General features: G+C 56.6%; 9 protein-coding genes. All 9 read left to right on the plus strand.

What is annotated here, in order from left to right; all coding sequences use genetic code 11:
- The first annotated feature begins 177 nt into the window (after positions 1-177).
- On the plus strand, positions 178-831 hold the full coding sequence (locus LQZ19_RS17875; protein ID WP_411049052.1) for a 50S ribosomal protein L25: 654 nt from the start codon (positions 178-180) through the stop codon (positions 829-831).
- A 6-nt stretch (positions 832-837) separates the two neighbouring features.
- Positions 838-2,178 carry a tRNA lysidine(34) synthetase TilS gene (gene tilS / locus LQZ19_RS17880; RefSeq protein ID WP_411049053.1) on the plus strand — a complete coding sequence of 447 codons (1,341 nt, stop codon included), beginning with the start codon at positions 838-840 and terminating at the stop codon, positions 2,176-2,178.
- Between the two features lie 15 nt (positions 2,179-2,193).
- On the plus strand, positions 2,194-4,086 hold the full coding sequence (gene ftsH, locus LQZ19_RS17885; protein ID WP_411049054.1) for an ATP-dependent zinc metalloprotease FtsH: 1,893 nt from the start codon (positions 2,194-2,196) through the stop codon (positions 4,084-4,086).
- The gene (locus LQZ19_RS17890; protein WP_411049055.1) at positions 4,086-5,714 is read left to right on the plus strand and encodes a tetratricopeptide repeat protein; all 1,629 of its coding nucleotides are present in this window, start codon (positions 4,086-4,088) and stop codon (positions 5,712-5,714) included. Before ftsH ends, LQZ19_RS17890 begins: the two co-directional genes overlap by 1 nt.
- Before the next feature lie 5 nt (positions 5,715-5,719).
- Positions 5,720-7,534, plus strand: coding sequence for a S1C family serine protease (locus LQZ19_RS17895; protein ID WP_411049056.1), 1,815 nt, complete (start codon positions 5,720-5,722; stop codon positions 7,532-7,534).
- A 143-nt stretch (positions 7,535-7,677) separates the two neighbouring features.
- Positions 7,678-8,415: a hypothetical protein gene (locus tag LQZ19_RS17900; RefSeq protein WP_411049057.1), complete on the plus strand. Its 738-nt coding sequence runs from the start codon at positions 7,678-7,680 to the stop codon at positions 8,413-8,415.
- A gap of 10 nt (positions 8,416-8,425) precedes the next feature.
- Positions 8,426-9,643: a hypothetical protein gene (locus LQZ19_RS17905; RefSeq protein WP_411049058.1), complete on the plus strand. Its 1,218-nt coding sequence runs from the start codon at positions 8,426-8,428 to the stop codon at positions 9,641-9,643.
- A gap of 40 nt (positions 9,644-9,683) precedes the next feature.
- Positions 9,684-10,343 carry a FecR family protein gene (locus LQZ19_RS17910; RefSeq protein ID WP_411049059.1) on the plus strand — a complete coding sequence of 220 codons (660 nt, stop codon included), beginning with the start codon at positions 9,684-9,686 and terminating at the stop codon, positions 10,341-10,343.
- A 12-nt stretch (positions 10,344-10,355) separates the two neighbouring features.
- Positions 10,356-10,695: hypothetical protein (locus LQZ19_RS17915; RefSeq protein ID WP_411049060.1), on the plus strand; the 340-nt coding region annotated here is incomplete at its 3' end.

Raw genomic sequence — 10,695 nt, forward strand, 5'->3', positions numbered from 1 at the left:
CAGGAGTCGAAGGGTTCAATCCGCTGACCAAGTGGGAAGAAAAGGCGCCATGGATGGCGCCGACAGGATTGAACCCCGGCCTGGAGTGAACAAACAGGATGTTTGTGAACGAAAGGCGACTCCTGTCGTCCCAGGAAAAAATTTATCTCAGTGTAATAAAGAATAATAGGAGTATATATGAGTCAAGTTGTTTTCGCCGCCAAAAACCGGACAGAATCGGGGTCCGGGGGAGCCCGCCGGATCAGGCAGGCAGGCCGTATTCCTGCGGTAGTGTACGGGCGTACCGGTAAGGCCCTGTCCATAGACCTGGATGCTCTGGAATTTGTCAATAGCGCCAAGGGAATTTCCGAAAGTACCATCGTTACCATCAATGTCGATGGACAGACCCATCAGGCCTTTGTAAAGGATACCCAACGGAATATCACCGATGGGAAGATCCTGCACGTCGATTTCTACGAGGTCGAAGCCGGGGTTTCCCTGCGGGCCAAAGTTTCGGTCCACGTCCACGGGAATCCCGTTGGAGTCCGGGAAGGGGGCATTTTGGAATCGCCCCTCCACGAGATTGAAGTGGAATGTCTGCCCAAGGATCTTCCGGAACGGATCGATGTGGATATTGCGGAACTTAAGGTGAACCAGTCCATCCACGTGCGGGACCTTAAACTGGGCGATGGGGTACGGCTTATTTCCAACGCCGATCAGGTAGTCGCCCTGGTGAAATTCGCCAAAGCGGAAACTGAGGCCGCTGCTGAAACAGAAACGGCTGCTGCCGAAACTGCGGAAGTTAAGGATACCAAGGAACCTGCCAAGGACGCTAAGGAAGCCAAGGCTTAACAGATATTGGACAGACATGCCTTTGAAGCTTCGGTTGCTGCGGGTTTGGGAAGCTGGCCGGAAGATACGGTGTTTCTCGCCGCAGTTTCCGGGGGGGCGGATTCTACCGCCATGCTTGCCGCTTTGGCTGCCCTGGGGCGGTTTGAATTCCGCTGTCTCCATGTGGAGCATGGTATCCGGCCAGCTCCCGAAAGCCGGGGGGACGCCGCTGCGGTGGAGGCCCTCTGCGCGGAGTTTGGTATCCCCTGCTCCGTGGTTTCCATAACCCCGGGAAAGATAGAAAGAACCGCTAAGAAGCGGGGTATAGGCATAGAAGCTGCGGCCCGGCTGTACCGTCATGCCGCCTGGAATGCCGAAGCCCGGCGGGTGGGGGCGGCAAAGGTCCTGGTGGCCCATACCCGGGAGGATCTGCTGGAGACTGCGTTGATGCGCATACTCCGGGGTTCCGGTCCGGCGGGTCTGGCAGCCATGCCGCGTTCCCGGGGTATCGTAATCAGGCCTATCCTGGACCGCAGCCGCGCCGAAATCCTCGCTTACCTTGAAGAACGGGGCATCCCCTACAGAACCGATTCCACTAATACTGACCCAAAGTACCTGCGCAACCGTATTCGGCATAAACTGATCCCCTGTCTGGATGAATTTTTCCCCGGGTGGAGGAAGACCCTGCCGGATCTGGCGGAAACCCAGCGCATGGCTGCGGACTTCCTTGAGGCCGAATCTGCGGCCAGGATACCCTGGAAAGAAGAAGAACGGGGCTTGTCTGTTTCATCAAACAGCTTCTTTGCCCAGCCTCCCCTAGTTCGGGAGGAAGCCCTTTTCGCAGCCCTAGACCGGATGGCGGAAAAAGGCCGGGTAAAACCGCCCAGACGGAGAAACCTCCGGCTTTTTGCCCAGGGGGCCTTCGATACCCTGGATCTGGGATTCGCCATCCTTAAAAAGGATACGGAAAAGCTTAGCCTGGGCTTGCCCCGGACCGGCGAAACCGGGTTTTCACTGTTGATTAAAGAGCCGGGAATATATAAGCTAAAGGGGCTTACTATCCGGGCTTTTTCAGGGGAAAACACGGCGTTACTTGCAACGGAGTTTCCCGCGCCGCCGGGGTTTTTTGCAGCCCTTCCATTGGTACTGCGGCGAAATTACCCTGAAGATTATATAGTCCGGGGAAGCCGAAAACGCCGGGGAGCGGAGAGTGTTCGGGCCATTGGCAGTACCGCCTCAGGCCTTATCACCGCCGAGGATACCGGCGGACCTGCTGCGTTTATCGGACGGGGGCGGGATGGTTTTGAGATTGTACTAACCAGGAAAGAAGCGGTTCGGGAAAACCACCTGTTTTTTTCCATAGAATAACTAAAGGGGATATTGATGTCCGATGATAAAAACAACAAGATGCCGCCGCCGCGCCCGCCGGTTCAAGGCGGCAAGCCTAATCGTTTCGCTCTGTTTTTTTTCCTCATCATCGTGGGTGTTTTTATCGCCTATTTCTTTAGAAGCGAAGCCCCGTCGGTACAGGAGATTTCCTACTCCGCCTTTACCAACTACCTGGAACGGAACGAGATAAGCGCCGTAAAGATCCTGGATACCAACGTAATAGAAGGAACCATCAGGGAATCAAGCGGATCATTGAGACAATTCAAGACCCTCATCCCCTATCAGGACCCTTCGTTGCTGCCCACCCTGCGGGAACGGGGGATCAATGTCTCCGGCGGGGCAAGCAAGGTTAGCCCCCTGCGGATATTTCTGGAATTTCTCCCCTGGATTATCGGTTTTGGTTTTATCTGGTTCATGATGCGGAATATGCAGGGTTCGGGGAACAAGGCTTTCCAGTTCGGGAAGAGCCGGGCCAAGCGCTACCAGGATGAGGGAAAAAAAACCACCTTCGCCGATGTGGCGGGCCAGGTGGATGCCAAGTACGAATTGCAGGAGGTGGTTTCCTTCCTGAAGGACCCTCAGAAATTCACTAAAATGGGGGCCAGAATACCCAAGGGAGTGCTCCTGGTGGGTATGCCCGGAACCGGAAAGACCCTGATGGCCAAGGCGGTTGCCGGGGAAGCCGGGGTGGCCTACTTCCACATGTCGGGTTCCGATTTTGTCGAAATGTTTGTAGGGGTCGGCGCCAGCCGGGTTCGGGATCTTTTTGATCAGGGCCGGAAAAGCGCCCCCTGTATTATTTTTATCGATGAACTGGACGCCGTAGGACGTACCCGGGGCGCCGGTTACGGCGGGGGTCACGACGAACGGGAACAGACCCTGAACCAGCTTTTGGTTGAAATGGACGGTTTCGACTCCAAGGATGGGGTTATCATTTTAGCGGCCACCAACAGGCCGGATGTTCTTGACCCGGCGCTGCTCCGGCCCGGCCGCTTTGACCGGCAGGTGATGGTGGCCATGCCGGATATCAAGGAGCGGGAAGCTATCCTCAAAATTCACTCGGATAAAATACCCCTGTCAAAAGAGGTGGATCTGAGCCGTATTGCCCGGGCGACCCCGGGGATGAGCGGCGCGGAGATCGCCAACCTGGTCAACGAGGCGGCCCTCTTTGCCGCCCGGCAGGATAAGCCCACCGTGGAGATGCCCGACTTCGAGGAAGCCCGGGATAAGGTGCTCATGGGGGTAGCCCGGAAGACCCTGGTAATCTCCGAAAAGGAACGTCGCATGACGGCCTTCCACGAAGCCGGCCACGCCCTGCTCCATTACTTCCTCAAAAACGCCGATCCCCTCCATAAGGTAACCATAGTTCCCCACGGCAGGGCCCTGGGAATGGCCATGTCCCTTCCGCTGGAAGATAGTTATAGCCGTACCAAGGGCTGGATCGAAGACCGGATTGTGATTTGCTACGGCGGCTGGGTGGCGGAGAAGCTCTTCTACGATGAAACCACCACCGGAACAAAGCAGGATCTGCAGCAGGCCACAGAAATGGCCCGGCGTATGGTCTGCGAATGGGGTATGGCGGATGAAATGGGTCCCGTAACCTATGGTCAGGAGGATGAGCCCATCTTTATCGGCAAGGAAATAGCCCGTCACAAGGAATATTCCGAAGATACCGCCCGGCTTATTGATGGAGCGGTAAAAAAAATCCTGGATAGTGCAAAAAATCTGGCCGAATCCATCCTGCATACCCGTAAGGTAGAGCTGGAAAAGCTGGCCGAAGCGCTTATTATCCAGGAAACCCTCATCGACGATGAGGTGCGTTCAATCCTCGGGCTTCCACCTCGGGATTCCGGTTCCTCCTTGGGCGCCGGTCTTGCAGAGGCCTGATGTCCCGCAGTATGCTCTTGCCGGTCTGGCTTATGGCGGCTGCTCTTACCGCGCTACCGGCCCAGGACTGGGAGGACGTTCAAAAAACCGGGGATGCCGCTGTGGCAGAACGATACGCCCAGTGGGCACAGGCTGCCATTGACGATGGCCGCTGGAGTTTTGCCGAAGAGGCTCTGGAACGGGCGGCTGATTACGCCGAAGTTTCTTCGGACCTTTCCTACCTTTTAGCCTTTGTCCGAAACCATGAACACCGGCCACGACGCGCGGTTTTAGAAGCCCTTCGCAGCGCATTTGCTTTTAACCAGTGGAATTCCTATTCCCCCGCCGAAGCCCGGCTCCTGGAAGCGAAAACCCTCATCGCCATCCGCTCCTTCGAGGCGGCCCTGGATGTGCTGCGGCTGGCCGGAGAGAGCGCCCGGGAAATATGCCTCCGCGCCCTGGCCTACCAGGGGCTGAACGACAGCCGGGGGTTTATCCAAACCATCAAGGAAGCCCTGGACCGGTATCCCCGTTCCGCCATGCCGGTGAGAATCTTTTTCAAATATGCCGCTAATAGGATACCCGGCGCCGGCGAACGGGAGCTTATCGCGATCTGTCTGCGGCGGCTGCCTCTTTTATTGGAAGAAGACCCCGAACTGGCTTTTTTAGCGGTTCCCTTTATACGGGATACCGAAGAAGCCCGCAGACTCGTGGCAGCCTACCGGGCTTCCGGGGAGGCCGATATCGCGGCTCTTCCCGCAGCGCTGAACCTTGGAATCATTGACGAAACCCAGGCTCTGGCGGAACTTTTTCAGGAACCGCTGCTGGATAAGGACCTGCTGGAAACGGTCTGGGGCCTGCTCCGCACCGTCGAAGACCGCCGGGATTTCGCCCGTAACCTTTCCGCCTTTTCGGGGTTTATTACCGAAGACATTGACCGGGACGGTTACATCGAATCCCGGACCGCTTACCGGAACGGAAGCCTCCTGAGCTATTTCTACGATGCAGACCAGGATCTGCTGCCGGAATTGGATGTTTTTTTCACCGCCGGCCTTCCCGCCCGGGCTGAACTGGCCATCGAGGATTCCGGCAAAGACCGGTCCAGGGTGTTTTTGGAGTGGGAACAATACCCCGCAGTACTTTCAGCGGAATTGGGAGAAGTCAAATATATTCCCCGGCCCGGAGAATTCTTCTTCAACCCCCTGCAGTTCCGGGATCTCCTGGGGAGCGCCCTGCTCTACCCGGAGCGGGAGTTTATTCCCCGTATATCCCGGCGTACCCTGATTTCTTTTGCCCTCACCATAGAACAACCCGGCAGAGAGATTCCCGGAAGCATTGAACGAATAGAAATGAACGCGGGTATTCCCCGTCTAAGCCGGGAGTATCTGCGGAACCGGCTCGTAGCTGAGACGGAATATCTCCTGGGACAGCCCATCATCCAGCGGATCGACATGGACCTGGACGGCAGGCTGGAAACGATCCGGCGTTACAATCGTGACTTGGAGACCTGGGCTTCATCCGAAAGCGACTGGGACGGTGACGGTATCTATGAATACGGGGAGACTTATTTGGATGATTTGGTTATCCGATCCTGGGATATGGATAAGGACGGTATCAGGGAATATTCTGAAACCGGCGTAAGGAATTGACAGGAATGATTTTATGCAAGGTTAGAAAAATTGTTCTTACTTCCCTGCTTTTCGCCGGCGCCGGTTTTTTGCTGCTTACCTGCGTCTCCGCAGCCCAGGCGGAAATGCGGCTCACCCCGATACGATCCACCGGGGAACTGCGGCTTAATGATATCCAGCAGTATGTCTCGAAGGAACCGGTCCGGACCCTCCATCTTATCGGCATGTACCGCCGTGTCTATGGCAATGCCATGGAAGCGGAGATCCTGTCCCTGGAAAATCAGGCCATACAAAACCTCAAGGATGCCCAGGCCTTGGCGATACGTGAAAAACGCTGGGAGGATGCCACATCCCTGGCCCGCTCCCTAACCACCCAGAAGATTTCCGTAGAGAGCACCGGTATAGAACCGGACCTGCTCCTGGCGGATGCTAAGGATCGTCTCTCCGCCGGAAACGACCTGCCGGCCTTCCTGAGCGCAGTCCGGTCCCACGATCTAAAACCCCTGGAAATACCGGACGCCCTGATCTTTCTGGAGCGGGCGGTTGCGGTAAAACAACGCCGGGCGGCGGCCTTTTTCCTTTCCATCATTGAGAACCAGGGGGGAACCGCGCCGGAGGAGCTGCGTCAATTCGCCCTGGGCCAGGATAGCGCCGGAGATATGATCAAAGGGGTGGTTACGGTTCTGGTAAACCGGGGCTTCCGGATTCAGCGGGGCGCAGGTTCCGCGGACTGGGTCCTGGGCTCCGCCTTCTTTGTAGACTCCTCGGGACTGATGATCACCAATTACCACGTTATCGCCAGCGAGGTGGACCCCACCTATGAGGGATATTCGCGGATGTATATACGCCTGGGGGATTCCTCCAGCCCCCGGATCCCCGCCAAGGTTATAGGCTGGGACAAGGCCATGGATCTGGCGCTGATCAAAGCGGAAATAAAACCGGAGTACGTCTTTTCCCTGGTGGACTGGGTCATTCCCCAGGTGGGAGATACGGTTTACGCCATCGGTTCCCCCGCGGGGCTGGAAAAAACCGTAACCCGGGGCATTGTTTCCGCCCTGGGACGGCGGCTCCTCCAAATCGGTGATGTGATACAGATCGACGCGGCGGTAAACCACGGCAATTCCGGCGGTCCCGTGGTGGACATGGAGGGCCGCCTGGTGGGCATCGTCTTTGCCGGGGTAGAACAGTTCGACGGCCTAAACTTCGCCGTTCCCGCCGAACGGCTGGCCGCAGCCCTGCCTGCGATGATAGCCGGCGGTAAAGCCCAGCGGCCCTGGCTGGGACTCACCATTAGTGAAACAACCAAGGGGGCGGAGATCATCTACGTAGCCCCCTTTACCCCCGCCGCGGAACACCAGATTCCCGAGGGGCTCCTAATCACCAGTATCAATGATGAAGAGGTTGATGTTCCCCAGGGCGCCCTAATCCCCGCCCTGCAGGACCAGCTCTTTTCCAGGCGGCCCGGAGAACTGGTGGCCCTGACCGGCTCCGACGGTGTCCGCCGGGTCCTTATGACTGTCCCTCGGCCGGATGTCCCCCTGGCGGAGGCTGCAAAAAAAGACAGCCGGGAACGCCTGGTCGCGCCCCTCTTCGGCCTCATCCTCGCTCCTTCGATGAACCGGGGACTTACCGCATCATACCTGGTGAAAAAAGTAGTCCGTGGTTCCATCGCCGATGCGGCCGGGCTTTCTGAGCAAGATCCCGTATCCATCCGGGGTTTCCGTCTGGAAGAAAACGCCGGCTACGCGCTGCTGGATATCAATGTAAAAAAACGCCGCATGGGCTACCTGGAAACATATATGCGTCTCCCGGCCGCGCTGGATTCTCCGGACACCCTGTAAATAAGCTTAGTCCGAGTGCAGCATAGCTATTCCTAGAATTCCCAGAACTTTTGTAAGTAATACATAATAATATGGATTTTTTTAAAAAAGTGAGATATAGTAGCTAGTATTACTTTTATGGGAAGGATGTCCGGTTCGTGAATATGCGTAATTATTTTTATTATACTGAATTAGTATCCCCTCCCTCCCCAGGGCTAAACTGCCGGCCTCTGGCGGGGGTTTTTTGTCTCATCCTTCTCGCCTTTACTTCAGTAGCCTTTTCCCATGCCCAAACCGCCGCTCTTATGGACGACGCGCTGGAAAGCCGGGAACTGAGTGCGGCCCAGGCGGCTTATTTTGTGCTGACCGCCGCGGAACTGATTCCCCCGGACGCCGGTATTGCGGCGGCCTTCACCCAAGCCCGGTCGGATAAGTGGCTGCGGAACAACAAGGCGGATAGCCCTATCAGCATGGGGGAGCTTTCCTATCTTATTATGCGGGCCTTTAAACTGAAGGGCAGTGTTTTCTACCGGCTCTTTCCGGGCCCCCGGTATGCGTACCGGGAACTGGTCTACCGGCGGCTTATTCCCCCGCCCAATGATCCCGCCGGACGGGTAACGGGACGGGAGTTTTTTCAGGTATTAGGGAACGTGCTGCGTACTTCAGGCGAAGAAGCGGTTTTGGAAAGGGCAGCGAGGCAGCGGCGTTTGGGCGGCCTTGTCGAATCGCCGCAGGAAGATACGCCGCAGGAAGACATTGGGCAGACAGAAGACTTAGGCGCCGGGCAGGCAGAAGACTTAGACGCCGGGCAACCGGAGGGCTTACGGGTCGGGCAACCGGAGGGTATACGTGTCGGGACCGAGGATGTTCTTGGTTATAACGAGGCATTTGAAGTTGAATAAGAAATTACCTTTGAGCTTGTTTATTTTCTATATATTACTCTTTGCCGTCCCCTGCTGTTTTGCAGCGGATTTCGGCCTTGTCCTGAACGCCGCGCCGGAATACGGTTTTGACGGGCAGAGTACGGACAGCAGCGGGAATTTTTCGTTTACCGGGACGGCGAGTCCCTGGGTTTCCGGGGTATTGCGGCCGGGACTTTCGTACTATCTTTCGGGCCGCGTGTATTTTGAATACGAAGATAGCGCAGTAAAAACGCCCTCCCTGGCGGAGCTTGAAAGAACGGAACTTAATTGGCGGCCCCTTCCTGCGGTGTTTGTCAGCATAGGGCGGCAGCGCTTTGCCGATCCGGCAGCACTGATCGCTGCGGGACTCTTTGACGGGGTGAACGGGTCCGTTTCTGCGGGAAAGGCCCGGCTTCAGGCGGGAGTGTTTTACACCGGGCTTTTGTACAAGGAAAGCGAGAAAATTATCATGAACGTCACGGATCTCGCCAATTACGGCAAGGTCCTGGATTATGGCGATATGGGTACTTACTTTGCATCCCGGCGTCTCCTGGCGGCGGTAACCGGGGAATTCCCCGATTTGACCAGCCGGACTTCCCTGGCAGTACAAGGGCTGGCCCAGTTTGATCTGAATAACGAGCCGAACGCCCTCCATAGCCAGTACCTTGTGGGCCGGTATATTTACAGACCGGTAGAGCCCCTTGCACTGAACCTGGCCGCTTCCGTGGGGCTAATGGAAGTGGAGGGGGCGGATATGCGGACCAGTTTCGCCGCCCAGGCGGGGGTGAATTGGGAGCCGCCGGGGAGTCTGTCTGACATAGCGGAACTGCGCCTGCGCTGGACGAGCGGGGCGGTGAATGATGTTATCGCTGCCTTTCTGCCGGTAAGCGGCATTAGCCAGGGGGAAATATTTACCCCCCGGATCTCAGCACTTCTGTCGCTCAAGGCCGCCTATACGGCCCGTCTCCATGAAAAGGTATCCGCCTCGGCGCAGGCTTCCTATTTTATCAGAACCGATACGGTAACGTACCGGGATACGGATATAGATCTGCTATCGTCTTCCTATCTTTTAGGCGGCGAAATGTACGGCTCAGTTGGATGGGCCTTAGATTCGACCATTCAGTTTACCGCCGGGGGCGGAGCGTTCTTTCCGCGATGGGGAGGGGCGTTTAAAACGGATGCCCCTGTACGGTGGAAGGTACAGGCGGGAATAATAGTATCGTTATAAAAAGTCTTATTTCTTTTGGTGAATATTTTGGAGGCAGGGTATGAAAAAGTGTTTGGCGTTTCTATTGATTATATGCGGTGCGGTGAGTTTGTCCGCCCAGGATGCGTTTATTAAAGAGATAAACGGAACGGTAGAAGTAAAGATTCCCGGGGCCGCCGCATGGACCACCGCCGCCGAGGGGCAGCGGATAGCCATAACAACGATCATCTCCACGGGGTTCAAAAGCACGGCTTTGATTGGCCTGGGAAATTCGGTAATAACGGTACAGCCCTTAACCCGGCTTAGCTTGGAACAAATACAGGAAGCGGCGGACACCGAACGGGTAGATCTGTACCTGCAAACAGGACGGATCAGGGCGGATGTTACCCCGCCATCGGGAGGAAGGATTGATTTTACGGTACGGAGTCCTTCGGTAACCGCTTCGGTGCGGGGAACGAGTTTTGAGTTTGACGGGCAGCGCCTTAGTGTTGATGAAGGGCGGGTTCATGTAAGCGGCGGCGACGGTACCGGCGTGTACGTAGGCGCGGGCCATGCGGTGGTGAACAACGGCGAAACCGGAAGAACGGCCACTACCGAGGAAACGGTGCGGGAAGCTATTGTCCTGCCCGTACTTGCGGGGACAGACGCGGCGCCCGCAGCGCCCATTGTACCAACCGTACCGGTAATGGCGGATTCGACCGTGAAAACAGACTGGAATTAAGGGGAGACAGGGATGAAAAAGTCAGGGATACCAGTAATCATACTCGTAAGCGCCGCAGTAATGCTGCTCTACGGCTGTGATTTTTTTCTGGCGCCGGTTAAACCCTTAGAGGGCAATTTAACGATACTCACCGGAAATACGGCGCGGTCCGTTTCCCCGGAGGCGGCGGCTTCGTTCCGCTATGAGTTTGATTTTTCAGGACCCGGCGGTGAATCCTATCAGGAGAGACCTCCCGCGGGGACCACGAGCGTAAGCCTTTCCGTCAGCCCCGGGGAATGGACCATAACGGTCCGTGCCTATACGCCCCTGCCTGACGGCGGGGAAATACCGGCGGGAACAGGACGCGTTATCC

It is taken from the genome of Treponema primitia (assembly GCF_046533075.1).
Classification (GTDB): domain Bacteria; phylum Spirochaetota; class Spirochaetia; order Treponematales; family Breznakiellaceae; genus Termitinema; species Termitinema primitia_B.